Origin of the sequence: Glycomyces mayteni, from assembly GCF_042428885.1 — a bacterium.
In the GTDB taxonomy this organism is placed as follows: Bacteria; Actinomycetota; Actinomycetes; order Mycobacteriales; family Micromonosporaceae; genus Glycomyces; species Glycomyces mayteni.
Genome location: NZ_JBHMBP010000002.1, coordinates 1 through 26,624 on the forward strand (window position 1 = coordinate 1; position 26,624 = coordinate 26,624).

Annotated in this window: 24 protein-coding genes and 1 pseudogene; 15 read left to right on the forward strand and 10 right to left on the reverse strand. The window is 70.8% G+C overall.

All coding sequences use genetic code 11. From position 1 onward, the window contains the following. Together infB and ACFFXY_RS06615 are read left to right on the forward strand one after the other, a co-directional pair. A partial coding sequence (infB, locus tag ACFFXY_RS06610; protein ID WP_382347427.1) for a translation initiation factor IF-2 occupies positions 1-2,161 on the forward strand: 2,161 nt, incomplete at its 5' end. Beyond that, positions 2,162-3,589, forward strand: coding sequence for a DUF7782 domain-containing protein (locus tag ACFFXY_RS06615; RefSeq protein WP_382347430.1), 1,428 nt, complete (start codon positions 2,162-2,164; stop codon positions 3,587-3,589). On the opposite strand, the gene ACFFXY_RS06620 is transcribed toward ACFFXY_RS06615, so the two are convergent. The 3 genes from ACFFXY_RS06620 to ACFFXY_RS06630 all read right to left on the reverse strand — a co-directional run bounded on the left by ACFFXY_RS06620 (position 3,586) and on the right by ACFFXY_RS06630 (position 6,093). After that, a complete protein-coding gene (locus ACFFXY_RS06620; RefSeq protein ID WP_360050268.1) occupies positions 3,586-4,233 on the reverse strand; it encodes a response regulator in 648 nt (215 codons plus the stop codon). The two genes, ACFFXY_RS06615 and ACFFXY_RS06620, sit on opposite strands and share 4 nt — an antisense overlap. Beyond that, entirely contained in the window at positions 4,224-5,486 is a 1,263-nt protein-coding gene (locus tag ACFFXY_RS06625; RefSeq protein WP_382347433.1) for a sensor histidine kinase, read from the reverse strand. Before ACFFXY_RS06625 ends, ACFFXY_RS06620 begins: the two co-directional genes overlap by 10 nt. A gap of 76 nt (positions 5,487-5,562) precedes the next feature. Further along, positions 5,563-6,093 carry a DUF6069 family protein gene (locus ACFFXY_RS06630; protein WP_382347436.1) on the reverse strand — a complete coding sequence of 177 codons (531 nt, stop codon included), beginning with the start codon at positions 6,091-6,093 and terminating at the stop codon, positions 5,563-5,565. Positions 6,094-6,218: 125 nt separating this feature from the next. Here ACFFXY_RS06630 and ACFFXY_RS06635 point away from each other — a divergent pair, with 125 nt between their 5' ends. From ACFFXY_RS06635 to truB, 4 genes are all read left to right on the forward strand, one after another. Further along, the gene (locus tag ACFFXY_RS06635; protein ID WP_359953450.1) at positions 6,219-6,515 is read left to right on the forward strand and encodes a DUF503 domain-containing protein; all 297 of its coding nucleotides are present in this window, start codon (positions 6,219-6,221) and stop codon (positions 6,513-6,515) included. Between the two features lie 84 nt (positions 6,516-6,599). Beyond that, complete coding sequence (rbfA, locus tag ACFFXY_RS06640) at positions 6,600-7,055, forward strand: 30S ribosome-binding factor RbfA (protein ID WP_382347439.1); 456 nt, start codon at positions 6,600-6,602, stop codon at positions 7,053-7,055. Then, positions 7,052-8,389: an MATE family efflux transporter gene (locus ACFFXY_RS06645; RefSeq protein WP_382347442.1), complete on the forward strand. Its 1,338-nt coding sequence runs from the start codon at positions 7,052-7,054 to the stop codon at positions 8,387-8,389. The genes rbfA and ACFFXY_RS06645 overlap by 4 nt, the downstream gene beginning before the upstream one ends. Before the next feature lie 217 nt (positions 8,390-8,606). Further along, positions 8,607-9,521: a tRNA pseudouridine(55) synthase TruB gene (gene truB / locus ACFFXY_RS06650; protein WP_382347445.1), complete on the forward strand. Its 915-nt coding sequence runs from the start codon at positions 8,607-8,609 to the stop codon at positions 9,519-9,521. A gap of 286 nt (positions 9,522-9,807) precedes the next feature. Here the strand turns inward: truB and ACFFXY_RS06655 are convergent, their stop codons facing one another. Further along, positions 9,808-10,710, reverse strand: coding sequence for a helix-turn-helix domain-containing protein (locus tag ACFFXY_RS06655; RefSeq protein WP_382347447.1), 903 nt, complete (start codon positions 10,708-10,710; stop codon positions 9,808-9,810). 100 nt (positions 10,711-10,810) lie between these two features. Between ACFFXY_RS06655 and ACFFXY_RS06660 the strand changes: the two genes are divergently transcribed. Next, positions 10,811-11,458 carry a mycothiol-dependent nitroreductase Rv2466c family protein gene (locus ACFFXY_RS06660; RefSeq protein WP_382347450.1) on the forward strand — a complete coding sequence of 216 codons (648 nt, stop codon included), beginning with the start codon at positions 10,811-10,813 and terminating at the stop codon, positions 11,456-11,458. Between the two features lie 45 nt (positions 11,459-11,503). Here the strand turns inward: ACFFXY_RS06660 and ACFFXY_RS06665 are convergent. Then, positions 11,504-11,989 (reverse strand): annotated as a pseudogene (locus tag ACFFXY_RS06665) (DUF3145 family protein); the annotation flags it as partial. Between the two features lie 392 nt (positions 11,990-12,381). Here ACFFXY_RS06665 and ACFFXY_RS06670 point away from each other — a divergent pair. Next, entirely contained in the window at positions 12,382-12,729 is a 348-nt protein-coding gene (locus tag ACFFXY_RS06670) for a hypothetical protein (RefSeq protein WP_382347453.1), read from the forward strand. 194 nt (positions 12,730-12,923) lie between these two features. Here ACFFXY_RS06670 and ACFFXY_RS06675 read toward each other — a convergent pair whose 3' ends face one another. From ACFFXY_RS06675 to ACFFXY_RS06685, 3 genes are all read right to left on the reverse strand, one after another. Next, positions 12,924-14,750 (reverse strand): protein kinase domain-containing protein, encoded by a 1,827-nt coding sequence (locus ACFFXY_RS06675; RefSeq protein ID WP_382347456.1) that lies wholly within the window; start codon positions 14,748-14,750, stop codon positions 12,924-12,926. A gap of 63 nt (positions 14,751-14,813) precedes the next feature. Beyond that, positions 14,814-17,408, reverse strand: coding sequence for a trehalose-phosphatase (gene otsB / locus ACFFXY_RS06680; RefSeq protein ID WP_382347459.1), 2,595 nt, complete (start codon positions 17,406-17,408; stop codon positions 14,814-14,816). A 66-nt stretch (positions 17,409-17,474) separates the two neighbouring features. Beyond that, complete coding sequence (locus ACFFXY_RS06685; protein ID WP_382347462.1) at positions 17,475-18,905, reverse strand: alpha,alpha-trehalose-phosphate synthase (UDP-forming); 1,431 nt, start codon at positions 18,903-18,905, stop codon at positions 17,475-17,477. 177 nt (positions 18,906-19,082) lie between these two features. On the opposite strand from ACFFXY_RS06685, the gene ettA reads away from it, so the two are divergent. The 5 genes from ettA to ACFFXY_RS06710 all read left to right on the forward strand — a co-directional run bounded on the left by ettA (position 19,083) and on the right by ACFFXY_RS06710 (position 23,749). Then, on the forward strand, positions 19,083-20,762 hold the full coding sequence (gene ettA, locus ACFFXY_RS06690) for an energy-dependent translational throttle protein EttA (protein WP_382347465.1): 1,680 nt from the start codon (positions 19,083-19,085) through the stop codon (positions 20,760-20,762). Between the two features lie 2 nt (positions 20,763-20,764). Continuing rightward, positions 20,765-21,166, forward strand: a complete 402-nt coding sequence (locus ACFFXY_RS06695; RefSeq protein ID WP_382347468.1) for an acyl-CoA thioesterase — start codon at positions 20,765-20,767, stop codon at positions 21,164-21,166. After that, positions 21,154-21,864 (forward strand): DUF8185 domain-containing protein, encoded by a 711-nt coding sequence (locus ACFFXY_RS06700; protein WP_382347470.1) that lies wholly within the window; start codon positions 21,154-21,156, stop codon positions 21,862-21,864. The genes ACFFXY_RS06695 and ACFFXY_RS06700 overlap by 13 nt, the downstream gene beginning before the upstream one ends. 174 nt (positions 21,865-22,038) lie before the next feature. After that, complete coding sequence (locus ACFFXY_RS06705) at positions 22,039-22,803, forward strand: type III secretion system chaperone family protein (RefSeq protein WP_382347473.1); 765 nt, start codon at positions 22,039-22,041, stop codon at positions 22,801-22,803. Between the two features lie 223 nt (positions 22,804-23,026). After that, complete coding sequence (locus tag ACFFXY_RS06710) at positions 23,027-23,749, forward strand: hypothetical protein (protein WP_382347476.1); 723 nt, start codon at positions 23,027-23,029, stop codon at positions 23,747-23,749. A gap of 90 nt (positions 23,750-23,839) precedes the next feature. On the opposite strand, the gene ACFFXY_RS06715 is transcribed toward ACFFXY_RS06710, so the two are convergent. Together ACFFXY_RS06715 and ACFFXY_RS06720 are read right to left on the reverse strand one after the other, a co-directional pair. Further along, on the reverse strand, positions 23,840-24,268 hold the full coding sequence (locus ACFFXY_RS06715) for a globin (protein WP_359953478.1): 429 nt from the start codon (positions 24,266-24,268) through the stop codon (positions 23,840-23,842). An 86-nt stretch (positions 24,269-24,354) separates the two neighbouring features. Next, positions 24,355-25,356 (reverse strand): mechanosensitive ion channel family protein, encoded by a 1,002-nt coding sequence (locus ACFFXY_RS06720; protein WP_382347478.1) that lies wholly within the window; start codon positions 25,354-25,356, stop codon positions 24,355-24,357. Between the two features lie 232 nt (positions 25,357-25,588). Between ACFFXY_RS06720 and ACFFXY_RS06725 the strand changes: the two genes are divergently transcribed. Both ACFFXY_RS06725 and ctaJ read left to right on the forward strand, forming a co-directional pair. Next, positions 25,589-26,143, forward strand: coding sequence for an HNH endonuclease (locus ACFFXY_RS06725; protein WP_245888852.1), 555 nt, complete (start codon positions 25,589-25,591; stop codon positions 26,141-26,143). A 206-nt stretch (positions 26,144-26,349) separates the two neighbouring features. Next, positions 26,350-26,613 carry an aa3-type cytochrome oxidase subunit CtaJ gene (ctaJ, locus tag ACFFXY_RS06730; protein WP_359953482.1) on the forward strand — a complete coding sequence of 88 codons (264 nt, stop codon included), beginning with the start codon at positions 26,350-26,352 and terminating at the stop codon, positions 26,611-26,613. The last annotated feature ends 11 nt before the right edge of the window (positions 26,614-26,624 follow it).

Consider the following 26,624-nt stretch of genomic DNA (forward strand, 5'->3'; position numbering starts at 1 on the left):
CGGCGAGCGCGGTGACCGCGGCGGCGGTCGCGGCCGCGTCGGCGGCGGCGGTGGCCGTCCCGGCGGCGGTGGCGGTCTTCCCGGCGGCGGCGGCGGCAACTACCGCGGCAACTTCGGCGGTTCCGGCGGCGGCGGTGCCGCGGGCGGCACCGGCGGTTCCGGTCCTTCGACCGGCGCGCCGGCCCCGTACCGCGGCGGCGGCGGTCGCGCGGGAGGCGGCGGCAAGGCGCGCGGCGGCGGTGCCGCAGGCGCGTTCGGCCGCGGCGGACCCCGCGGCAAGTCCCGCAAGTCGCGTCGTCAGCGGCGCCAGGAGTTCGACAACCTCGCCGCGCCGAGGATGCAGTCGGGCGCGCCCCGAGGGAACGGCGAGACCATTCGCCTCGCCCGCGGCGCGTCGCTCTCCGACTTCGCCGACAAGATCGGCACCCTGCCGGGCACCCTCGTCCAGGAGCTGTTCTCCCTGGGCGAGATGGTGACCGCGACGCAGTCCGTGTCCGAGGAGACCTTCGAGCTCCTCGGCGCCCACCTCGACTGGGACATCAAGATCGTGTCCCCCGAGGAGGAGGACCGCGAGCTGCTGTCGCAGTTCGGCATCGACCTCGACGCCGAGGACAAGGACGACTTCGTCCCGCGTCCCCCGGTCGTCACGGTCATGGGCCACGTCGACCACGGCAAGACGAAGCTCCTCGACGCGATCCGCCACACGAACGTCGTGGCGGGCGAGGCGGGCGGCATCACCCAGCACATCGGCGCCTACCAGGTCCACGTCGAGCACGACGGCATCGACCGCGCGATCACCTTCATCGACACCCCGGGCCACGAGGCGTTCACCGCCATGCGCGCCCGCGGTGCGAACGTCACGGACATCGTGGTGCTGGTGGTCGCGGCCGACGACGGCGTCATGCCGCAGACGATCGAGGCCCTGAACCACGCCAGCGCCGCCGGCGCCCCGGTCGTGGTCGCGGTCAACAAGACCGACCTGCCGGACGCCAACCCGGGCAAGGTCCGCCAGCAGCTGACCGAGTACGGCCTGGTCGCCGAGGAGTACGGCGGGCAGACCATGTTCGTCGACGTGGCCGCCAAGCCGCGCATCGGCATCTCGGACCTGCTCGAAGCGGTGCTCCTGACCGCCGACGCGTCCCTGGAGCTGGAGGCTTCGGAGACCGGCAACGCGCAGGGCATCGCGATCGAGGCGCACCTCGACAAGGGCCGCGGCCCGGTCGCCACGGTCCTGGTCCAGAAGGGCACGCTGCGGGTCGGCGACTCGATCGTCGCCGGCGGCGCGCACGGACGCGTCCGTGCGATGCACGACGCCGACGGCACGAAGGTCACCGAGGCGACCCCGTCGTTCCCGGTGCAGGTGCAGGGCCTCGCGTCCGTCCCGATGGCGGGGGACGTGTTCCTCGCCGCCGACGACGACCGCACGGTCCGCCAGATCGCGGAGCAGCGCCAGGCCCGCCGCCGTGCGGCGCAGCAGGCGTCCCGCGTCTCGCGCACCACGCTTGAGAACCTCATGGACAAGATCGCCGAAGGCGAGCGGACCACGCTCTCGCTCATCATCAAGGGCGACGGCGCCGGTTCGGTCGAGGCCCTCGAAGAGGCGCTGGTCGCGCTGGAGATCCCGGAGGAAGTGCACCTCCAGGTCATCCACCGCGGCGTCGGTCCGATCACGGAGTCCGACGTCAACCTCGCTGCGGCGGGCGACGGCGAGTCCGCGACGATCATCGCGTTCAACGTTCGGGCCGAGGGTCGCGTCCGCGACATGGCCGAGCGCGAAGGCGTGGACGTCCGGTACTACACCGTCATCTACCAGGCGATCGAGGAGATCGAGACCGCGCTCAAGGGCATGCTCAAGCCCGAGTACGAAGAGGCGGCGCTCGGTTCGGCCGAGATCCGCGAGGTGTTCCGCTCCTCGAAGCTCGGCAACATCGCCGGTGCGCTCGTCACGAGCGGTTCGATCAAGCGCAACGCGAAGGTCCGCCTCATGCGCGACGGCGCGGTCGTCATCGAGACGACCATCTCGTCGCTGCGCCGGTTCAAGGACGACGCCAACGAGGTCCGCGAGGGCTTCGAGTGCGGTTTCACCTTGAAGAACTACAACAACATCGAAGAGGGCGACGTCATCGAAGCCTTCGAGATGCGCGAGAAGCCGCGCGCGTAAGTGCGTCTGCTCGAAGCTGAAGCCGCCGCGCGGCTCGGTCTGGCCCTCCGGGGCTTCGACCGGGCCGCGCTGCGGCGCGTCTACGGCCCGGAGGCGGTCGCGGCGGCGGACCGCGGCGACTACCGGGCGCTGCTCGCGCGGTGCGGGGACGACCCGCTCGGCGTGCAGGCCCGCCTGTGGGTCGCGGGCGTCCCGGTCCCTGCCGCCGCGGTGGCGGACGCGTTGGCGCCCTTCACTCTTGATGAGGCGCTCGCCTGCGGGCTCCTGACCGGCACGGGCGAGGTCTCGGCGGGCTGGGGCGCCCAGTTCGAGGGCGACCGGCTCCTGTTCTCCGACCAGCTCCCGAACACCACGGGCGGGCGCGGCCCCGAGCACGTGCTCGGCGTCGGCGGCGCCTCGAAGCTCCTCCTCGACCTGACGCTGTGCGAGCCCGTCGCGAGCGCCCTCGACCTGGGGACCGGCTGCGGCGTCCAGGCCCTGGCGCTGCGCTCCGACCGCGTCGCCGCCACCGACTTGAGCGAGCGCGCCCTGGCGTTCGCGGAACTGAACGCCGCCGTCAACGGCGTCGAGCTCGAACTGCTGCAAGGCGACCTCCTCGAACCGGTCGCCGGGCGGCGCTTCGACCTCGTGGTCGCGAACCCGCCGTTCGTCATCGGCACGCCCGGCTCCGGCTGGACCTACCGCGACGGCGGCCGCGAGGCGGACGGCATCGCCGCGGAGCTCGCCGCGGCTTCCGTCGGTCTCCTGAATCCGGGCGGGACCATGCAGTTCCTCGCGAACTGGCTGCACCGCAAGGGCGAGGACTGGTCCGAGCGCGTCGCGGGCTGGTTCCCCGACGAGGGACTGCGAGTGTGGGCGGTGGAGCGCGAGGTGCTCGACCCGCTCGACTACGTGCGCACCTGGCAGCGCGACTCGGGGGAGTCGCACGACGCCGGTCAGGCCGCGGCCTGGCTCGACTGGTTCGAGGCCAACGAGGTCGAGGCCGTCGGCTTCGGTTTCGTCAGCGCCCGCCGCATCGACGGCCCGACCGAGGTGGTCTGCGAGGAGGCCCGCCACGCGGTCGAGACTCCATGGAGCGACCGCGTCGCCGACTGGTTCGCGCTGCGCGCCGAGCCGCTCGAACCCGAGGCGCTGTGGGAGGCGCGGCTGCGCGTCGCCGACGGGACCGTCCTCCAGCAGACCGCGGCCCTCGGCGACGAGGGCTGGGACGTGGACCGGCAGTGGCTCCAGCAGGCGCACGGCATGCGGTACGCCGAAGAGGTCGACCCGCTCGTGGTGCAGTTCCTCGGCGCGTGCGACGGCAATGCCGAAGTGCGCCTTCAGGTCCAGCTCCTCGCCGACACGTACGGGGCGGAGCCGGCGCTGCTGTACGCCCAGCTCTACCCCGTAGTGAAGCGCCTGATCGAGCGCGGCTTCCTCCAGCTCTAGGAGCGCAGGTACGCCAGGACCGCCTTGACGCGGCGGTGGTGGTCGCCGTCCTCGCTGCTGAGCGCGAGCTTGGTGAAGATGTTCCGGATGTGCTTCTCGACCGCGCCGTCGGAGATGAAGAGCTTCTTGCCGATCGCCTTGTTCGAGTGGCCCTCGGCCATGAGGCCCAGGACCTCCTTCTCGCGGGGCGTCAGCGTCGCGACGGGGTCGTTCTTGCGGCGTCTGACCATGAGCTGCGAGACCACCTCCGGGTCGAACACGGTGCCTCCCGCGGCGACGCGCTTCAGGGAGTCCATGAAGTCCTCGATGTCGATGACCCGCTCCTTGAGCAGGTATCCGACCGCGCCGCGGGCGTCGGCGAGGAGGTCGTCCGCGTAGGAGACCTCCACGTACTGGCTGAGGATGAGCACGGGCGCGCCCGGGACGATCTCCCGGGCGCGCGTGGCGGCTCTGAGCCCTTCGTCGGTGAACGACGGAGGCATGCGGACGTCCACTACGGAGACGTCGGGCTTGTGCTCGGCGACGGCCTCCACGAGGGCGTCGCCGTCGCCGACCTCGGCGAGCACCTCGCATCCGAACTCCTCCAAGAGCTTCACGAGCCCGGAACGGATGAGCACGGCATCATCGGCGACGACTACTCGCACGGAACCTCCACGACGATCACTGTCGGACCGCCGTCGGGGGAGTCGATGGTCCACTGGCCCTCGACGGCCTTGACCCGGTCGGTGAGGCCCGAGAGCCCGTGCCCCTTCGAGACGTGCGCGCCCCCGACGCCGTTGTCGCCGACCGAGAGCACCAGCCTATCGCCCCAGTCCTCGACCGACACGGTCGCTTTGGTCGCCTGGGAGTGCTTGGCCACGTTCGTGAGGCACTCGGCGGTCACGAAGTACACGGTGCTCTCGACGGCGGCCCGGTAGCGGCCGTTGAGGTTCGTCTCCAGCTCCACGGGCACGAGCGAGCGGGCGGCGAGGGCCGCGAGGGCGGCCTCCAGACCGCGGTCGGTGAGGATCGGCGGGGCGATGCCGCGCGAGAGCGACCGCAGCTCGTCGATGGTCTCCCTGGTCTGGGCGATCGCGGCCTCCAGAGTCTCCTGGGCCGCTTCGGGGTTGGTGGCGAGCTGGCGCTTGACGCGGGCGAGCTCCATGCCCAGGCCCACGAGGCGCTGCTGCGGGCCGTCGTGGATGTCGCGCTCGATGCGCCGCAGGGCGTCGGCCTCCGCGGAGGTCGCGGCGGCCCGGGACTCCTCAAGCTGGTCGATGCGCTCGTGCAGGCCGCTGATGGAGGTGAGCATGCCGCGGCCGATCGAGGCCTGCGCGACGGCCATGCCGCGGATGACCGGGACGATCGTCAGGATCATCACGGCCGCGCCGATCCAGCACAGCACCGACATCGCCAGGTACGAGTCGCCCCAGCCGAGCCAGCGGGTCGCGTATTCGAGGCCCTGCTCCGACTCGCCGGTCGCGGCGATGATGATCCAGCCCCACGCCGGCCACGTCAGGGTCGCGAGCGTCACGGCCCACCACACGATCGCGATCGCGAACCCGGCGATGGCGACGGGCAGGATCGTCACCGCCCACAGAATGTTGAGCCACGACTGGCCGTCGGTGAGCGCGGTCAGGAACCGGCGCAGCGCCGAGGCGTCCTCCGGGGCGCGCTTGTAGCGGGGCTTCGGCAGTTCCCGGCGCAGCACCGCGGGCAGCATGGAGCGGCCCGCGGCGGCCATGCCGCGCATCGCGAACATGGTGGCGGCGGCGATGGGCACGCCGATCCAGATGATCGCCGTGCCGACCCCCAGGAGGGTGCCGACCAGGCCGATGATGAACGAGGGCAGGGCGATGAAGAACATCGACAGGAGGTATCCGGTGTCGGTGCCGAGTTGCCGGAGGGTTGTACGCATGGGTCAACAGTAGAAAAGCGGGCCGCCCGGTACGACCCGGCGGTCCCGCTTGTTCACGGTAGGGCCTGCCCTACCTTCAGAGCATGCCGTCGCTCTGCGCCCGGCCCGCCCTGGTCGCGATGCCCGCGACCGAGTTGAGCAGGCTCATGATGCACAGGCCGATGACCAGGTTGACGGCCGCCGTCGCGATCTGCGACTCCAGTTCCGCGGAGGCGGTGAACGGGATGAGCACGCCCACGGCGATCACCAGCAGCATGATCCAGTTGAAGAACGCCATCGGGCGGGGCATGAGCAGCAGGAGCAGGTGCACGGCCGCGGTCGCCAGGATCGCGACGCCGAACGCCCCGAACGCGTAGGTGGTGGTGGTCGCGTCGCCGTACGCGCCCGCGTCGTCGGGGGAGAGGATGTGGATGCCGAGCACCCCGCGCACCAGGAGGATGCCCACGAGCGCGACGAGCGCGGCCACGACGGCCGTCCCGAACCCGCCCACCCACAGCTTCCCGGCGTCCACTCCGGGACGGTCCCCCTGCTGCGGCTGGACCGGCGGGTAGGGCCGCGTGGGCTGCTCCTGGTAGTTCCGGTCCCAGCCGCTCTGCGGTGACGCCATGGTTCCTCCTCGGTCCGCTTCCGGCCTCATCGTGGCAGGTACCCGTGACGGACGTCGCGAAACCGGTGATTTCCGGCAGGACAAAAGATCTTGGGGATGTCGGGCCCTGCGCGTAATCTAGATCCGTGTTCACCGGATGTGTTGAATTCGACCTCCTCCTGCCCCAGGACTCCCGCTCGCTGAAGGCCAAGCGCTCCTACGTGCGCCCGATCGTCGCCTCGCTGCGGAAGTACGAGGTCGCGGTCGCGGAGGTCGGCGACCAGGAGGTCCACGGCCGCACTACGATCGGCGTCGCCGCCGTCGCCGGGGACCACCGCCACGTCGCGGAGGTCCTCGACGCCTGCGAGCACCACGTCGCGGGCCGCCCCGAAGTGGAGCTCCTCAGCGCCAGGCGGCGCGTCTTCGGCCCCGAAGACGATTGAGTATCCGCGCCCCGAAGACGGGGCGCGGTCGACGAAGGCGCATCCGCACCGAGGTGCGCGCAGCAGTGGAAGGCAGGAAGAGCGATGGCAGACGCAGCGAAGCGGGCCCAGGTGTCCAAGCGGGTCATGGAACTGACCGCGCAGGCGGTCCGCAAACTCAAGGACCCGCGGGTCGGCATGGTCACCATCACCGACGCCCGCATCACCTCGGACCTGCGCGAGGCCACGGTCTTCTACACCGTCCTCGGCGACGAGGACCAGGTCAAGGCGTCCGCGGCGGGCCTGGAGCGCGCCACCGGGCACCTGCGCACCACCGTCGGCCGGGCCCTGGGGATGCGCCACGCGCCGTCCCTCCAGTTCATCGCCGACACCGTCCCCGACCAGGCCAACCGCATCGAGGAGCTCCTCGCGAAGGCCGCCGCGGCCGACGCGGAGGTCCACAAGATCGCCGAGGGCGCCGCCTACGCGGGCGAGGCCAACCCGTACATCGAGAAGGACGAACCGGAGGACGAGGACGAGGCCGGAACACCCGCCCGGTGACCTCCTCCACCCCCGCCGACCCGGCCGCGGCCCCTCCGCGCCCGGCCTCCTACCGGACGATCGCCTCCCTGGCGATCCCGGCGCTCGTCGTCCTCGCCGCCGAGCCGATCTACCTGCTCATCGACACCGCCGTGGTCGGCCACCTCGGCGCCGTGCCGCTCGCCGGGCTCGCGCTCGGCGGCGTCATCATGGGCCTCGCGCCGCTCATCGGCGCGGTCCTCGCCTACGGCACCACCGCCCGGGCCGCCCGCCGCTACGGCGCGGGCGACCGCCCCGGCGCGGTCGCCGAAGGCGTCCAGGGCACCTGGATCGCCCTCGCCGCGGGCCTGCTCATGATCGCCCTCATCGAGGTCTTCGCGGGCCCGCTCGCGGGCCTCATGGGCGACGACCCGGCCGTGGAGGCCGCCGCGGCCGAATGGCTTCGCGTGGCGATCCTCGGCGCGCCGTTCCTCCTCGTCGCCGGGGCCGGGCAGGGCTGGATGCGCGCCGTCCAGGACACCCGCCGCCCCATGTGGTTCGTGACGGTCTCGTTCCTGATCTCGGCCGCGCTCGCGCCGGTCCTGGTCTACCCCGTGGGCCTCGGCCTCGTCGGCTCCGCGTGGGCGAACGCCGTCGCGCAGGCCATCTCCGGCACCCTGTTCCTCCTCGCGCTGCGCCGCGAAGGGGTGAGCCTGCGCGTCGACTGGCCCCTGATGACCAAGCAGCTCACCGCGAACGGCGACCTCATCATCCGCGGCGCCGCGTTCCAGGTGAGCTCCTTCTCCGCGGCGGCCGTGGCCGCCCGGGTCGGCACCGCCGCGCTCGGCGCGCACCAGATCGGCATGCAGCTGTGGTTCTTCGCGGCGCTCGCCCTCGACGCGGTCGCCATCGCCGCCCAGGCCCTCATCGGCGCCGACCTCGGCGCGGGCCGCCCAGAGACCGCGCGGGCCTCCGCAAAACGCATCACGATCGTCGGCGTCGGCTACGGCCTGCTGTTCCTCGTCGTGGTCCTCGTGCTCATCCCGTTCCTGCCGGGCCTGTTCACCTCCGACGCGGCCGTGCGTGACCAGCTCGGGAGCGTGTGGCCGTGGCTGGTGCTCCTGCTGCCGGTCGCGGGCGTCGTGTTCGCGCTCGACGGGGTCCTCATCGGCGCGGGGGACCTGCGGTTCCTGCGGAACATGACGGTGGCCTCGATCGCGAGCGGCCTGCCGTTCATGTGGCTCACCCTCGTGTTCGACTGGGGCCTCGCGGGCATCTGGGGCGGCATCGCCGTCTACATGCTCGTGCGACTCGGACTCATCCTGTGGCGCTTGCGATCCGGTGACTGGGCCGTCACCGGGGCCGAGCGGGCCTGACAAATTTCGTCTCACCATGTGAATTCGGCGTAGTGAGACACCTGAACCTCCGTTAAGGTCTCCAGGATGAAGACTGATTCATCACCTCGCCGCAAGCGCCGGGTCCGTCCCAATAATTGGGATGAGGAGAAGGCGGAGGCGCTGCGCGCCCTCCAGGAATCGCTCGACCGCCACCAGTAGCGCGCGCCGCGGGGGCGGCCCGTTAGCCTCTACGACCGTGACCGCAGCGCAGAAGAACGGCCCGACGCCGGGCCTCATCGTCGTCGACAAGCCCCAGGGCATCACCTCCCATGGGGTCGTGGCCCGCATGCGCCGCATCTGCGGCACCCGGAAGGTGGGCCACGGCGGTACGCTGGACCCGATGGCCACGGGCGTGCTGATCGTCGCCGTCGGCAAGGCCACGAAGCTGCTGACCTACGTGTCGGGCCTCGACAAGTCCTACGCCGCGACGATCCGCCTCGGCCAGTCCACCGTGACCGACGACGCCGAAGGCGAGGTCACCGCGACCGCCGACGCCTCCGCGGTCGCCGAGGACGCGATCCGCGCCGGTCTTGCGGCCATGACCGGCGAGATCGACCAGGTCCCGAGCGCGGTGAGCGCCGTGAAGATCGACGGTCAGCGAGCCTACAAGCGGGTCCGCGACGGCGAGGCCGTCGAACTCAAGCCCCGACGCGTGACGATCGCCGCGATCGAGGTCCTCGACATCCGCCGCGAAGGCGCCTTCGTCGACGTCGACGTGGATGTCTCCTGCTCCTCCGGGACCTACATCCGCGCCATCGCCCGGGACCTGGGCGCCGCCCTCGCGGTCGGCGGGCATCTGACGGCCTTGCGCCGCAGCAGGATCGGCGGCTTCGGCCTCGACACCGCCGCGACCTTGGAGACCCTCGCCGAGCGCTCCGAGGCGGGCGAGCCGCTCGGCGCCCTCACGATGGGCGACGCCGCGGCCCGCCTCATGCCCACCCGCACGGCCACCGACGCCGAGGCGAAGACCCTCTCCTACGGCAAGCCCCTCCCCGCCGCGGGCATCGAAGGCCGCTACGCCGTCCTCGACGCCGCGGGCGAACTCCTCGCCGTCATGACCGAACGCGGCGACACGGCGAAACCCGAAACCGTCTTCGCGGCAGCGAACTAGAGGCACAGCGCGGCGGCGAACTAACGGCAGAGCGCGGCGGCGAACTAACGGCAGAGCGCGGCGGCGAACTAACAGCAGAGCGCGGCAGCGAACCAGCGCCAGAGCGCGGCCGCCTCGCAGTCGAATTGTCGGACCCCGCTGGCATCGTTGAAGACCGGGGGCCCAACCCCGAGGCCCCGGCGGGCCTTCGGCATGCGCGCCGCCGGACCGGAATGTCGGACCCCCGTGGCACCTTTGCAGACCGGGGGCCCAAACCCAGAGGTGCGGCGGGGCTTTCGGGTGCCGTTCAGCCGGCGAGGATCTCGCTGCGGAAGGCGATCGGGGTCGTTCCCGTGCGCTGGGCGAAGAACTTGTTGAAGTTGGTCGCCGAGGAGAAGCCGAGGCGTTCGCCGATCCGCGCCGCCGGGACCGGGGAGCAGGCGAGCATGCGCTTGGCCTCCAGCACGACGCGGCGGTCGATGAACTCCTTCGCGGGCATCCCGACGGCCGCGATGGTCGCGCGCGACAGCGTCCTGGGGGAGCACGCCAGGGCCTCGGCGTAGTCGCTCAGGGTCCGGGTGTTGGCGAAGTCGCGTTCGACGGCGTCGCGGAACGACAGGTACACCTCGCCCTGCTCGCTCCCGGCCGCCGCGCTCGGGAGGCTCGCCACCCGCAGGACCAGGACCGCGAGGAGGTGCCGGAGCACCTGGCGCCGCGTGTCCGGCGCGAGCCGGTCGGCCGAGTGCTCCCACTGGAGCTGCGTGGTCGCCGCGCGCAGCAGCGCGTGGTCCTCCGCGGCCGGGGCGCGCAGCACCGGCGCGTGCGGGTCGTCGGCGCACACGCCGATCGCCGTGTCGGGGTCGAGGAACCCCGTCGCGAAGCGGATGACCGTGCCCTCGGCGCGGTCGAGCGCGCCCCAGCGCTGCACCTGCCCGGGACGGGCCCACAGCCACTGGCCCGGCGCGATCGCGTGCTCCCGGAAGTCCACCGAATGGCGCAGGGCCCCGGAGGAGAGCGTGACGAGGCAGTGCCGGTCGGGCCGGAACGGCCGCGAGGGCGCGCCGCCCGCGCGCAGGCGCGCGAGGGTGAGGATCTCGAACGACGGGGCCGCAGCGGTGCCGAACGGTTCGGCGACGAGCTCGGCGGGGTGCTCGCTGGCGCCCTCCCAGAACCGGCCCGTTATGTCATCTTGTCGCGTATTCACCAGCATCAGCGGCAAGTTTATCCTTTTGATCCGGATTGCGCGGTGGGTTCCGATCATGAATCCGAGCCGCCTGGGAACTAGTTCAAATTGAAAGTACCCTAGATCCATGACACAACCCAAGACCGTCGACTTCTGGTTCGATCCCGCGTGCCCCTGGGCGTGGATGACCTCCCGCTGGATCATCGAGGCGTCGAAACTGCGCGACCTGGACGTGCGCTGGAACGTCATGAGCCTCTACGTGCTCAACGAGCCCAAGCTCGACGAGCTCCCCGAGCAGTACCGCGCGTTCATGCCCGGGACGCTCCCGGCCGTGCGCGTCGCCACCGCCGTCGCCGAGCAGTACGACAACGAGACCCTCGGCCGCCTCTACACCGCCCTCGGGAACCGCATCCACCTCCGCAAGGACAAGGATCCTGAGAGCTACATCCCGTCCGCCCTCGACGCCGTCGGCCTCCCCGCCGACCTTGCCGCCGCCGCGAAGACCGACGAGTGGGACGAGGCCCTGCGCGCCTCGCACCAGCGCGGCATCGGCCTGGTGGGCACCGACGTCGGGACGCCCGTCGTCGCCGTCGAGAACGACGAGGGCGTCAAGGTCGGCCTGTTCGGCCCGGTCGTGACCCCCGCCCCGCAGGGCGAGGCCGCCGCGAAGCTGTGGGACGGCGTCTACGCCGTGACCACCACGCCGGGCTTCTACGAGCTCAAGCGCTCGCGCACCGACGGCCCGAACTTCGACAACCTCGCGGACGACCTCTAGAGGGACCGCTAGCGCACACGGGAAGGCCCGCAACGCGATCGCGTTGCTGCCGCCGACGGCCTGCCGGTAGGGCGCGAGCTCCCGCTCCCACTCCAGGCCCAGGAGCTGGTCCAGCCCCGAGCGCAGCGCCTCGGCGCTGGTGGTGGTCGCCAGGAGCGCGCGGATGCGGTCCTCGGCGATCATGATGTCGCCGCTGGCGCTCATCGCGGCGCGGTAGGCGCCGCGGCCGGGGACGTGCATGATGCGCTCGCCGTCGACGCCCGCGCTCGGGTCCTCGGTGACCTCGAAACGCAGCATCGGCCACTGCACCAGGGCCTTCGCGAACTCCGCGCCCATGCCGGCGTAGCCGGTCCAGGCGCGCTCGGCGCGCATGGTGCCCCTCTCGGCGTCCTGCGGGGACCAGCCCAGCTTGACCGTTCCCTGCCGCGAGGTGCCGCCGGAGCTCTCCAGGACACGCCCGATCGCCCACTCGACGTGCGGGCACACGGCCGGCGGGCTGGAGTGGATGTAGATCACGCCGCGTGTCTGCATCGCGCACCTCCTTGGGAATCGGCGTATCTGAGTACTGGCTCACTCCTTGTGGTCATTTGGCTACGACTTGAAGCCGCACAACGGGTGTCGACCGGGTCGAAGAAGGGATGGACTCGGACCCGGCACGCTATTCCGCTCTGTTACATACTGACAGCTTCGAAAGCATCGCGCTAGGCTTAAACGGCCCCGGGCACTCACTTTTTCGATCATTCGATGTGTCACACCCGGTGCATGTGCTAGTCGTCGCAGGACACACCTGAGCTACACTTGCGCATGACCGGCATACTGTCGGTTTTCTTTTGTGGTCCAACCCAGGTTCGTGACAGTCTTCGGGGCTGCTCTTCCTGTGCGCGACCGAAGATCCGTCTACACGACATGGTGAGGAGACCGGCGTGGCAGCCAACACTTCCAAGACAGCACGCGCTTCCGTCAAGGCCGGCCAGGGCAAGGGCGCCGCGGGCCTCAGCGTCCTGGGCGAGTTCAAGTACCTGATCCCGCTCAACGGCGGCAAGCACGTGTACCTGCGCAACCTGACCGACGGCAAGACCCTGCACCTCGCCACCGGCTCCGAGGCGTTCACCGAGGCCGTCAAGGCCCTGGCCGCCGCCGGCCACGGTGAGAAGATCAAGGCCGAGATCGAGGGCCTCGCGTCCTCGCTCCCCGCGGAGCAGGGCTGGGACACCACCCTGAAGTCGCTCGACGAGGCCGGCGTGTTCGCCGCCGAGGCCGTCGCCGCGTAAGGGTCCGCCCCCGCGACAACCGCGCTCCACGCCCTCGGGTGTGGGGCGCATTTTTTGTGCGCGCCGACAGGCCCGCGAAAAACGGTCGATCAAATGTTCGACAGCGCTATTCACGGTCCAATTTCTGCAACTGCGGAATGCGTCCCCGGATTGGCGCGGATCACCCGATCGGCCGACCCTTATCGGGCATTCGGTCAATCGCCGAGATCGGCGGTGCACACCGGTTCGGACTTCGGCACCTCGTCGACCGACCACAGTGCGCTCACCAGGAAGCAGTAGTCCTGGTCCGGGCTGAACCCGGCGCTGGTGAACGTGGTCTCCAGCGTCCCGTCGAGGTTGAGCGCCTCCGCCTGGTCGTCGCCGACGCGCTGCGCGAACACGATGTACCGCAGGCTCGACGTGGCGCCCTCCGGCGCGGTCCACGCGAGGGTCACCTCGCCCTCGTTCCACGACTCGATCGACAGGCCCGTCGGGGCCCCGCCGCCGTCCGTGTTCGCCTGGTCCAGGTCGCCCTCGTCCTTGTTCGGGACGATCAGCCACAGCCACAGGGTCATGACCAGACCCAGGACCACGCTGATTGCGACCCCGAGGACCACGTAGCCCTTGAGGCTCCGGCTGTCCTTCTCCTTGCGCTGCACCTGCTTCGAGGGCTTGTACGCCTGGGTCTTGCGCTGCTTCGCGCCGTCGCGCCCGATCACCGGCGGGGCGAACACCTGCTGCTCCTGTTGCACCGGGGAAGCGGAGTGCGGGTGCATCGTCCCGGCGGCCTGCTGCGCCGTCCACGGCGAGGGCGGCGGCTGCATGCTCACCGGCGCCTGCGGCGGCGCCGAGTACGGGGCGATCTGCGGCGCCGGGGACGCCGGCGCCCCCGAGAACGGCTGCGCGGACATCGGGGCGCCCGAGAACGGCGCGGCCGAGATCGGCGGGGCCGCCGGGGCCCCGTTGAGCTGCGCGTACCGCGGGTCCACCGCGTGGCCGAGCTGCGAGCCGAACCCGCCCGTCCCGCCGCCGGTCATCCCCCCGGCGGTCGAGCCGAGCGTGTTCCCGTACTCCGAGTGCGGCATCGGCGGCTGCTGCACGGGCGCGAACGGGTCGAGCGGCACCCGCGTGCCCCGAGACGCCACCTCGGGCCGGTACACCGTCTCCTCGTTCGAGACGTCGCCGATCACCGACGGCGCGGCGGCCTTGCCGACCCCGCCGCCGTACATGCCCCGCTGGAGCTCCTCGGCGAACGCCTCGCACGAGGCGGGCCGCCGGGCCGGGTCCCGCGAGAGGCTCCGCACGAGCAGCGTCTCCAGCCACTCGGGGACGTCCTCGCGGGGGAGCTTCGGCGGCTGCGCGTCGGAGGTGACGCGCTGGCGGTGCGTGTCGGGGTCGGTGCCGCCCTCGGGGTTCGCGAACGGCGCGAACCCGGCGAGGAGGTGCCACATGCTGGAGGCGAGGCTGAACAGGTCGCTCGCGGGCGTCTGGACCTGCCGCAGGAGCGCCTCGGGGGACGCGTGGAGCGGCGTGAGCTTGTCGATCGCGGCCGTGGCCGCGAGCGCGGCGGTGCTGCGGGCGATGCCGAAGTCGGCGAGCGCGGGCCCGTACTGGCCGCGGAGGATGTTCTGCGGCTTGACGTCCCGGTGGAGGATGTCGGCGTGGTGGGCGGCCTGGAGGGCCTGCCCGATCTTGACGCCGACGTCGAGGACGTCGGCGACGGGGAGGGGCCCGTCGGCTTTGAGGATCGCGGAGTAGGAGCCGCCCTCGCAGTACTCCATGACGATGAACGGCTGCCCGGCGTCGGTGTGCCCGGTGTCGATGATCGAGACGATGTGGGGGTGGTTGGAGACCGCGACGGTCGCTTCGAGCTCTTTCTCGACGGAGTCGGCGGTGGTCATGTCGTCGTCGACGAGCAGGACCTTCACGGCCACGGTCCGGTCGAGCCGTTCCTGGACGGCGCGGTAGACGAACGCGGTCGACCCGTGCGCGACCATCTCGAAGTCGCGGAATCCGGGGATGGCCGGAGTGGGGAGGCTCAAGGCGGGGGCTCTCTGCCGGAGGACAACTGTCCGGTCCAGATTAGCCCCCGCCTCGAATCATCCTCAGATGTGTCCGGCGGCGCCGTTCAGGAGGTTCGCGACCCGGATGAGGCCGAGGTGCGAGTACGCCTGCGGGTGGTTGCCGAGGCCGCGTTCGGCGATCGGGTCCCACTGCTCGGGCAGGAGGCCCGTGGGCCCGGCGCACGCGAGGATCTGCTCGAACAGCTCCTCGGCGTCGGTGCGGCGGCCGACCTGGAGGTACGCCTCGGCGAGCCAGGCGGCGCAGATGATGAACCCGCCCTCGGTGCCGGGCAGGCCGTCGTCGCGGTGGTAGCGGTAGACGGACGGGCCCGAGCGCAGTCCGGCCTCGATCTTGAGGACGGTCTTGAGGTAGCGCGGGTCGTCGGGCGGGAGCAGGCCGGAGAGGCCGACCCACAGGGACGCGGCGTCGAGGTCGTCGTGGCCGTAGGCGGCCGTGTAGGCCCCGGCCTCGTCGTGCCAGCCGAGTTCGAGGACGTTCTTGGCGATCTGGTCGCGCAGTTCGGGCCAGTCGGGCTTGTACTCCATGCCGAACTGCTCGGCGACCTTGAGCGCCCGGTCCACGGTCACCCAGCACATGACCTTGGAGTAGACGTGGTGCCGGGGGGCCTGGCGGGCCTCCCAGATGCCGTGGTCGGGCTCGTGCCAGCGCTTGGCGACGGCCTCGACCATGCTCGCCATGACGCGCTCCTCGAACTCCGAGAGGTGCCCGCGGCGCTGCGCGACGGCCTCGATGAGCATCGCGACGGGGCCGAACACGTCGAGCTGGACCTGGTTGGACGCGGCGTTGTTGATGCGCACCGGGCGCGCCCCGGCGTACCCGGGGAGCGTGTCGATGATGGCCTCGGGGCTCGGGGCCTGGCCTTCGATGTCGTAGAGGGGCGCGAGCCGCTCGGGGTGCCCGGCGGTGCGTTCCAGGATGCCCGCGATCCACGTGAAGTAGGACTCGGCCTCCTGGAGGGAGCCGAGGTCGACGAGCGCGTTCGCGGTCATGGCGGCGTCGCGGATCCAGCAGAACCGGTAGTCCCAGTTGCGGACGCCGCCGAGCTCCTCGGGGAGCGAGGTGGTGCCCGCGGCGAGGATCGCGCCGGTCGGCTGGTAGCAGAGGGCCTTGAGCGTGAGCGCGGAGCGGCCGACGGTCTCGGGCTCGATGCGCGGGAGCTTCAGGGAGTCCGACCAGTTGCGCCAGCCGGCCTCGGTGGTGCGGCGGCGGACGTGGACGGGCGGGCGCCATTCGCTGAGGTCGTCGATCCCGGCGCGCATCTCCAGGACGAGGGAGCCGCCGACCTGGGCGAGGTCGACGGTGGCGACGGCGAGGGAGTGCTGGCCGTCGTACTCGATGTGCCAGTCGACGCCGGGGGAGCGCAGGCTGATGGGCTCGCGGCCGCCGAGGACCTTGAGGCCCTCGTCGCCGACGGGCTGGAGCTGCACGGGGATCTGCCCGAACTCCGGCCGGGGCGCGAACGTGATCTTGACGGGGATCTCGCCGGTGACCTCGCGGACGAGGACGGTGGCGTTGAGGTCGCCGCGGCGGCGCGGGGTGGAGTCGAGCCAGTCGGTGACCGACAGGCCGGACCAGCGGGTCTCGACGGACATGGTCCCGGCGACGTACCGCTGGCCGAGGGGGATGCCGGCGCTGACGGGCTGGACGGTGAAGTGCCCGGCGTGGTCGCCGCCGAGGAGGTCGGCGAAGACCGATCCGGAGTCGGGCTTGGGGTGGCACATCCAGGTGACGCGGCCCTCGGGGGTGAGGAGCGCGTGGTTGGCGCCGTCGGCGATCATCGCGTGCCGCTCGATGAGCTGCGCGGATTCGCCTTGGAGCCAGGCCCGGCGGGTGTCGACGAGGCTCGCGAGGAGCTTCGCGACGGCTTCGGGGTCGTCGAGCCGGTAGGCGGCCCGGGTGGGGCCGGGGCCGATGCGGACGCCGACGTCGGGGCCGTGGAGGTGCGCGAACGCGTTCTCGTCGGTGACGTCGTCGCCCAGGAACAGGACCGCGGAGGCGCCGAGCTGGTGGCGGAGCTTGTCGAGGGCGTCGCCCTTGTGGGTGGCGACCACGGACAGGTCGATGACGGCCTTGCCCTCGGTGGTCTGCACGCCGTCCCACGTGGAGGGGCCTTCGCGGACGTCGTCGACCGCGCCGGTCGCGTCGGCCTCGCTGCTCTCGCGCACGTGCAGGGCCGCGCCCGCGGGCTTGGGCTCCACCCGGGCGCCCTTGTAGCGTTCGGCGATCGCGGTGAGCTCGGCGACGAGCTTGTCGCGCAACCGCTGGTCCTCGCTGGAGAGCGCCCGGGTGAAGCCGATGTCGAACTCGGACCCGTGGGATCCGACCAGGTGTACTTCGGAAGGCAGGCGGGACAGGGCCGCCAGGTCGCGCAGGGCGCGACCCGAGATGACCGCGACCTTGGTCTGCGGCAGGTTCGCGAGCGTCCGCAGGGCCGACACCGATTCGGGGATCGGTTTGGCCTGCGAGGGATCGGTCACAATGGGGGCGAGCGTGCCGTCGTAGTCGCACGCGATCAGCAGTTGCGGAACGCGGGCGAGCAAGGTGAGGGCCGAGCGGAGCTCTTCGGAGGAGCCGGGGCTCTCCGGAGCACGGCCCTCTGGGCTAGGTGCGGTCATCGTGGCGTATCTCTCCAACACCGTCGTTGCGGAATATGTGTGCCTACCGGCCCCTGCCTGCCGTTTTCAGTCGGCGGAGGGCAGGCTGCCCGGATTGTACGCCGCGCTGCGCTCCGGAACTCCCAGCGCCGTGAGGAACGAGCGGGCCCACCGGGACACGTCGTGCTTGCGCAGGTACCTCCTCATGGCGCGCATTCTCTTCATCTTATCGTCGGCGGACGCGGTCGCCGCTGTCACGAACCCGTCTTTCAGGTCTGTCAGATCGTGCGGGTTGACGAGGAACGCCTGCCGCAGATCGCCTGCGGCACCGGCGAACTCGCTCAGGACGAGTGCGCCGCGGTTGTCGGCCTGGCTGGCGACGTACTCCTTGGCGACGAGATTCATCCCATCGCGCAGGGGCGTCACGGCCATGACGTCGGCGGCCTGGTAGAGCGCGGCGAGCTCGTACCGGTCGAACGACTGGTGCAGGTAGTGCACGGCGGGGAGCCCGACCTGGCCGTACTCGCCGTTGATGCGCCCGACCTCGCGTTCGACGCGTTCGCGCAGGGCCACGTACTGGTCCACGCGTTCGCGGCTGGGGGTCGCGACCTGGATCATGACGGCCTTGGGGACCTCCAGGCGGCCGTCTTCGAGGAGCTCGCGGAACGCCTTGAGGCGCACCTCGATGCCCTTGGTGTAGTCGAGCCGGTCCACGCCGAGGAAGATCGTCTCGGGTTCGCCGAGTTCGGCCCGGATCTCCTTGGCCCGCTGGCGGACCCGTTCGGTGCCGGCGACCTCTTCGTTGGCGGCGGTGTCGATGGAGATGGGGAAGGCGTCGGCCCTGACGAGGCGGTCGTCGACGGTGACGTAGTGCCCCCTCGGCCGGTAGCCGAGCAGGTGCCGGGTGAGCGCGAGGAAGTTCTGCGCCGCGAGGGGCCGCTGGAAGCCGACGAGGTCGGCGCCGAGGAGGCCCTTGAGGATCTCCATGCGGTGGGGGAGCTGCATGAACAGCTCGACGGGCGGGAACGGGATGTGCAGGAAGAACCCGATCCGCAGGTCCGGGCGGCGCTCGCGGAGCATGCCGGGGACGAGCTGGAGCTGGTAGTCCTGGATCCACACGACCGCGCCGGGCGCGGCCTCGCGGGCGCACACCTCGGCGAACCGCTCGTTCACCTCGTAGTAGGACTTCCACCAGGAGCGGCGGAAGACGCGGGGCTCGACCGCGTCGTGGTAGAGCGGCCACAGCGAGGCGTTCGAGAACCCCTCGTAGTAGCGGAAGATCTCGTTCTCGCTGAGTTCGACCGGCAGCAGCGTGACGCCGTCGGACTCGAAGGGCTCGGGGGCGGCTCCGGCGGTGCCGGCCCACCCGATCCAAGTGCCCCGGTTGGCCTGGAGAACGGGTTCGAGGGCGGTGACGAGGCCGCCAGGGGATCGGCGCCAGGTTCGGTTTCCCTCTGCATCGACGACTGCGTCGACGGGGAGGCGGTTGGCCACGACGATGAACTGTGCGTTGCTCAATTCGTTTTCCTCCTTTCTCCAAGCCTAGCGGGGAAGGGGCGTCTTTTCGGCGGTGGAGACGAGGCGGTGGTGACGTACGCGCGCTCGCGCGAGGCCCCATTGGCGGGTGCGCCCCGGGGCTTGACATCATTGGTACCGGTCAGTTCCGTACAGCCCGTCGCAAAGCGAAGGATCAGCGTGGCGCAGTTCATCTACACCCTGGAAAAGGCGCGCAAGGCGCACGGTGACAAGGTCGTCCTCGACGACGTCACCCTGTACTTCAACCCGGGTGCGAAGATCGGCGTGGTCGGCCCCAACGGCGCCGGCAAGTCCAGCCTCCTGCGCATCATGGCGGGCCAGGACCAGGTGTCGAACGGCGAGGCGAAGCTCGCCGTGGGCGCCACGGTCGGCATGCTCGCCCAGGAGCCGCCCCTGAACGAGTCGAAGACCGTCATGGGCAACGTGATGGAGGCCGTCGCCGACATCCAGGGCAAGCTCGACCGGTTCAACGAGGTCGCCATGGAGATGGCCACCGACTACACCGACGAGCTGATGGAGGAGATGGGCCGCCTCCAGGAGGAGCTCGACGCCGCCAACGCCTGGGAGCTCGACTCGAAGATCGAGCAGGCCATGGACGCGCTGCGCTGCCCGCCCGGCGACTGGCCGGTCACCAACCTCTCCGGGGGCGAGCGCCGCCGCGTGGCGCTGTGCAAGCTGCTGCTCGAAGCGCCCGACCTGCTGCTCCTCGACGAGCCCACCAACCACCTCGACGCCGAGTCGGTGCTCTGGCTGGAGCGCCACCTCGCCTCCTACGCCGGCGCCGTCATCGCCATCACCCACGACCGGTACTTCCTCGACAACGTCGCGGAGTGGATCCTCGAACTCGACCGCGGCCGCACCTACCCCTACGAGGGCAACTACTCCACGTACCTGGAGAAGAAGGCCGAGCGCATGAAGGTGGAGGGCCGCAAGGACTCCAAGCTCCAGAAGCGCCTCAAGGACGAGCTCGAATGGGTCCGGTCCAACGCCAAGGGCCGCCAGACCAAGTCCAAGGCCCGCCTCGGCCGGTACGAGGAGATGGCCGCGGAGGCCGAGAAGACCCGCAAGCTCGACTTCGAGGAGATCCAGATCCCGCCGGGCCCGCGCCTGGGCTCGACGGTGATCGAGGTGAAGGACCTGCACAAGGGCTTCGACGGCGTCACGCTCATCAACGGCCTCGACTTCAACCTGCCGCGCAACGGGATCATCGGCATCATCGGCCCCAACGGCGTCGGCAAGACCACGCTGTTCAAGACCATCGTCGGGATCGAGAAGCCCGACTCGGGCACCGTGAACGTCGGCGGCACCGTCCAGCTCTCCTACGTCGACCAGAACCGCGCCGGGCTCGCCGGCGACAAGTCGGTGTGGGAGACCGTCTCCGACGGCCTCGACTACCTCATGGTCGGCAAGGTCGAGATGCCCTCGCGCGCCTACATCGCCGCGTTCGGCTTCAAGGGCCCGGACCAGCAGAAGCCCACGAAGGTCCTCTCCGGCGGCGAGCGCAACCGGCTCAACCTGGCGCTCACGCTGAAGCAGGGCGGCAACGTGCTGCTCCTCGACGAGCCCACCAACGACCTCGACGTCGAGACGCTCTCCAGCCTGGAGAACGCCCTCCTGGAGTTCCCCGGCTGCGCCGTGGTCATCTCCCACGACCGGGCCTTCCTCGACAAGGTCGCCACCCACATCCTCGCCTGGGAGGGCGAGGACGCGGAGGGCATGCCGAAGTGGTTCTGGTTCGAGGGCAACTTCGACTCGTACGAGAAGAACAAGATCGAGCGCCTCGGCCCCGACGCCGCCAACCCGCACCGCGTCACGCACCGCAAGCTCACCCGGGACTAGCCGTGGCCCGCTTCAAGGTCGACGTGGCGCTGCGCTGGTCGGACATGGACGTGTTCGGGCACGTCAACAACAACAAGTTCATGGTCCTCCTCGAAGAGGCCCGCGTGGCGATGATGTTCGACGCCGCCGAGGACGCCGGGATCTCCGGCTTCCGCGAAGGCGTCGTCGTCGCCCGCCACGAAGTGGACTTCCTGCTGCCCGTGGTCGTGCCCGCCGAGACCCGCGTGGAGCTGTGGGTCGAGCGGATCGGGAACTCCTCGTTCACGTTCGCCTACGAGCTGGTCGCCAACGACAAGCTGGCGCTCAAGGCCAAGACGGTGATGGTCCCGTTCAACACCGCGACCCAGCGGCCCCGCCGCGTCACCGACGCCGAGCGGGCCTTCCTGGAGCGGTGGACCGAGTGACCTCCGGCGACGGCCCCGCCTTCGCCGCCCGCGTCGCCCGGCTCGACCCCGACGCGCCCGTCCTCGCACGCGACGGGCGCCTGTGGGCGACCCTGCCGATCGGCGTCCTCGCGGTCCGCGCCGCCGAGGGCCTCCCCGACGGCGTCTACCGCGCCGCCGACCTCGCCGCCGGGGACGCGGCCGCGCGGCCCGAGTCGGCCTGGCGCGGGCGCCTCCCGCAGCGGCCCTGGGCCGTCGTCGAGACCGTGCCCGCCGTCGAGGTCGCCGACATCGACCGCAAGGCCGGGGACGCCCTCCGCGAGCGCCGCGGCAGCGGCGTCGGCGACCGGCGCCTGCGGGACGCCATGCTCGACCACGTCGCGCTCACGATCGAGCACGGCGGCGCGCACTACCCGGTCCAGGTCCGGCTCGTGGCCGCCCTGTGCCGCATGGGGTTCCTGGGGGAGGAGCCGGTGAAGGTCCTGCGCGCCGGGAGGCGCCTGGGCCTGTCCGGGACGTTCGGGGCCGTCTGGGAACGCGACCGCGGCCTGCCCCTCTTGTTACCCGAACTGCCGTCACACCGTTCAGTGACCGATTCCCGACGTCCGGAGGATGGGACGGCGCTTCCGTCTCTGATACATATGAAACCCGTGACAGTACCCAGAGCGGGCCTGCGAACAAACGCTCGACGGTTCATACTTTCAGTCAGGATTGGCTGACGGTTGTGCCAAGTCGCACCGAGTCCCTAGTCTGCTCACTGCAACGCGACGTAACTTGGCTGTGCCCGGCGAAGCACAACCAATCACAACCAATGCTTCAGTCCAGTGCAAAAGCCAACGAAGTACCCAAGTACGCCAGTGATTCGCATTTTGGGTGGGAAGGCGGACAACACCATGGCATGGTGGCGCAGCAGAAAACGCGACGCAGAAGACAACCCGGTGACCGAGGCGGTCCCCGAGGCCGACAGCGAGATCGGCGGTTCGGCCGAGCGCGCCCAGGCGCGCGGCAGCCAGCCCAGCGCGGTCCCGAACCCGCGCGCCGAGCGCGAGGCGGCGGACTCCCTCGAAATGGAGCTCGCCGGCCGCGAGCTGCGCCACGAGACGACCGCCGAGCAGCTCCTCCTCGGCCCCGAGGAAGAGCAGATCTCCGAGGTCGAGCGCTGGCACCTGATCAAGGCCGACCTCGCCGAGATCGACCCGGACTTCATCACGGACCTTGAGCAGATCGCGGCCGACGCCCGCGACGAGGCCGCCCCGCTCGACGCCGACCGCATCATCGCGGCCCTGAAGAACCTCGACATCCGCTACCTCGTGGACGAGAACGGCGGCATCGTCGCCCTCTGGGAGCGGCACATCGTGCAGGTCCGCGCCGAGGGCCCGGACGCCGACATCCTGGTGCTGCGCGCCCGCGCGTACCAGACCGTCCCCCGCGAGTGGGCCGAGCGCGGCTACGCGGCCATGAACGAGTGGAACCGCACCCGCCGCTTCCTCAAGGCCTACCTCGGCGAACCCACCGAGTCCGGCGCGCTCCCCGTGTTCGGCGAGATCCAGGTCCCCGTCCGCCCCGGCATCACCACCGCGCTCCTTGAGGAGCTCATCGACTGCGGGACCGCCATCTCCGGCACGTTCGTGGAGTGGCTCGAAGGCGAACTCCTGTAACGCCCCGCGAGACCCGAACGGGGGCCGGAACGCATTCGCGTTCCGCCCCCCGTTTTCGCGCCGGGAATCCCCTCTGTCCAGTCCCTTTTGGTCGGAATTGCCGGGACTGGTGCTCTCTAGCTGGGCAAACGCCTGGGGCGCACGGGGAATCGGGACTGCGCTTTCCAAGGGACTTCGGTAATCTGTAGGTTCCCTTGGCATTCAAATGAATACAGGAGCACCCATGACCCTCCCGAACCCCGCCGCCGAACCCCCGGCGAACGAGCCCCCCGCGGAGTCCCCGGCACCGGCGCCGGAAGCCCCCGCCGCCGGTGCGGCTCCCGAAGCCCCCGCCCCGGCTCCGGAAGCCCCGGCCTTCGCCGCCCCGGCCGAAAGCCCGGCCCCCGCCGCGACGCCGTCCCAGCTGCCGCCCGCGATGACCCCGCCCCCGGCCGCCGCGCCCCAGGCCGCGCCCCCTCAGGCCGTTCCCTCGCAATACGGGCCGCCCCTGCCCACAGGCCCGATCCCGGTCCAGTCCGCCCCGACCGGCCCGATGCTCATGCCGCCCCCGCAGCCGCCCCGCAAGCCCTCCAAGGCCGGGACCGTCGTCCTGGCGATCGCGCTCGTCGTCGTCGCGCTCGTCGCCGGGGCCTTCGCGTACGCCTACACGCAGAAATCCGAGGAGTCCGAGGGCAACGCCGCCGAACTTGAGCGGCTCATCGACGTCCACGACGACCTCAAGACCGAGAACGGCGAGCTCGTGAGCGACCTCGCCGCGCTCCAGCTCACCGCCGACGACTTCGAGGCCTGCCAGACCGCCTTCGACGCGTACAACAGCTACGAGTTCGAGGGCGAGCTGAACACCGACGCGGAGAGCTTCGAGGAGCTGTTCACCGACGAGTACGTCGAGTACCAGGAGCAATCCGCCGAGCTCTACCAGGAGGTCATCGTCCGCTGCTCCCCGTGAGCCCCTGAGAACGACGGCAGGGCCCGGGCGCATCGCCCGGGCCCTGCTCCACGTCTTCGACTTACGCGTTCCTCATGCTGCGCCTCTGCTTCACGCGTTCCGCATGAAGTCCGCCGCACGCTCCATGTACTCCCACATCACGCGGTCGTACTCCGGCGCCAGCGCCACCTCGTCCATCGCGGTCCGCATGCACTTGAGCCACGCGTCCCGCTCGACCTCGCCGATCGTGAACGGCGCGTGGCGCATCCGCAGGCGCGGGTGGCCCCGCTCCTCCGAGTAGGTGTGGGGGCCGCCCCAGTACTGCTCCAGGAACATCTTCAGGCGGCGCGCGGCCGGGCGGAGGTCCTCCTCCGGGTACATCGGCCGCATGACCGGGTCCTCGGCGACCTGCGCGTAGAACGCGGTCACGAGGCGGTCGAAGGCGTCCTCGCCGCCCACGGCCTCGTAGAACGACTGCGTGGGCGCGGGCTGTCCTGTCGGCGTGAGGGGCACAACGGCTCGCGGGCTGTCACTAGGCATCTTCCAATCGTGCCAACCCCGGGGCGCACTGGAAAGCCGATCCGGCGCGCGTCACACCGAATGGGCGCGATATCACCATGTGCGCGCTACGCGGGCGCGTTCGGCAGCGTGCGCGGCACGTAGATCCGCCCCGAGCCCGCCGGGTCGATGATCCCGGCCTCGCGCAGCGCCTCGGTCACGCGCCGCCGCAGCTCGCGCCCGGCCGCCCACTGCTGGTCGGAGGTGGTGCGCACGCCCAGGCGCACCTTGATCTCGTCGATGGTCATCTCCACCGGGCCCAGGTACTCGGGGGCCTTGAGGATGTGGGCCTCCCAGTCCTCGTCCTCGACGAACGCGGTCGCCACCTCGGTGATGATCTCCCCGGCCCGGTCGATGTCCGCCGTCGGCGGCAGCGGCGTGTCCACCACCACGTACGCCCAGGACTGGCTGGAGTTGCCGACCCGCAGGATCTGGCCGTTGCGCACGTACCACAGTGTCCCGTCGAGCGACCGGAGCGTGGTCACCCGCAGGCCCATGTCGACCACGGTGCCCGTGGCGTCCCCGACGTCGACGTTGTCGCCGACGCCGTACTGGTCTTCGAGGAGGATGAAGATCCCCGCCAGGTAGTCCTGCACGAGGTTCTGCGCGCCGAAGCCGATCGCGATGCCCGCGATGCCCGCGCTGGCGAGAATCGGCGCGAGGTTCACGCTGAAGGCGCTGAGGACCAGCATGAACGCGATCGTGTAGATGACGATGCCCGCGACGTGCTGGAGCACCCCGGTGAGGGTGTCGGCCCGCTTCGCCGACCGGTCGCCCAGCAGCTCCTCGCGCCGGGAGTTGGAGGAGCCGAGCTTGTCGGCGAGCTCGGCGATCGACTGCGGGCCCTTGATGGTGGTGACCTGCTTGATGATCCGGGCGATCGTCCGGTTCACCAGCCACCGCAGCGCGAACGCCGCGATGAGGATCAGCAGGACCTGCCCGATCTTGTCGAGGACGACGCCCGCGTCCACCGAGAACTCCTCGTTCTCGGTGATCCTGAACAGGAGGGTGCAGGCGTTGAAGCCCGCGTCGCAGGGTGAGGCCGTCTCGGCCGCCGCAACCGTAACCACAGTCATCCTTCTCCGCTTCCGCCCCGGCCGCACGGGCACCGGGACCGCACCGTCCGGAGCCACCGGGGGTTCGATCAGACGATATTCGCTCGTCATTCAAGATCCCACGGAACCAGGGTGCAATTTTCTGAGATATAGGTCAAACTTGACGAGACCGATGGCTTGGAGGTACGTCACCGTGATAGGTCCTCGACATAGGAGCACGCTTGACAGCGATGACCCTTCCCCAGGGGTGCATCCGAATCTCTTCACCCACGGCGTCGGCCTCGGGTCGGCGCTGGTGCTCAACCAGAGTTACGAGCCGCTGTGCGTGATACCGGTGAAGCGAGCGGCGGTGCTGCTGCTCACCCGCAAGGCCGAGACCGTCACTCCTGGTGACGGTTTTCTGCGCTCTGAGACCATGCACATCCCCGTCCCCTCGGTGGTGCGCCTGAACCGCTATGTCGCGATCCCCCGCCAGGTGGGCGCGAGCCCGTCCCGCAGGGGCGTGTTCACCCGCGACGACTGGCGCTGCGTGTACTGCGGCTCCTCGGCCGAGACCATCGACCACGTGGTGCCGCGCTCGCGCGGCGGGACCCACACGTGGGACAACGTGGTGGCGGCGTGCGCCCCCTGCAACCACCGCAAGAGCGACAAGACCCTCGCGGAGCTGGGCTGGCGCCTGCCCCGCGTCCCCCGCCCCCCGTCGGGCTGGCAGCTCCGCGGCTTCCGCGGCCAGCGCCGCCCCGACCCGGCCTGGGAGGCGTGGCTGCCGCGCCACGGGAAGGAGCGCGCCCGCCTCTCATAGCGCTCCCCATCGGACGGGCGGGGCCCGCCGGGCAGGTCTTCGGACCCCCGGCGGGCCCCGTCCGTGTCCGATGCCTTTCGCCCCTTCGTGATCGGCCGTGCATGCGACCCGGGGCACCGACTTCCCACCTGCGGCGATGTGAGGGGCGCAATTGGATTAGGCTGGCGGAGAGGTCACCCTGTCTCTGCAACTAGGGGAGCAACACAATGACATTCCAGGACTGGCTGATTCTGTTCGGCGCCCCGATCCTGGTCGTGGTCGCGGTCTTCGCCGTGGTCTTCATGCGCCACCCGCGCCCGCAGTCCCGCTACCGTGCGGGCCAGCCCTACGACTTCAAGCCGGTTTGGTTCGTCGCCCGCAACGGCGCGGTGCCCGGCGACACCGGTTCGCACGCGGCCGAGCTCGACGCGGCCGCCCACGGCGAGGCCCTCGCCGGCGGCCCCAAGGGAGGCTCCCATGGCAAGTGGTAACCAGGTCGCGG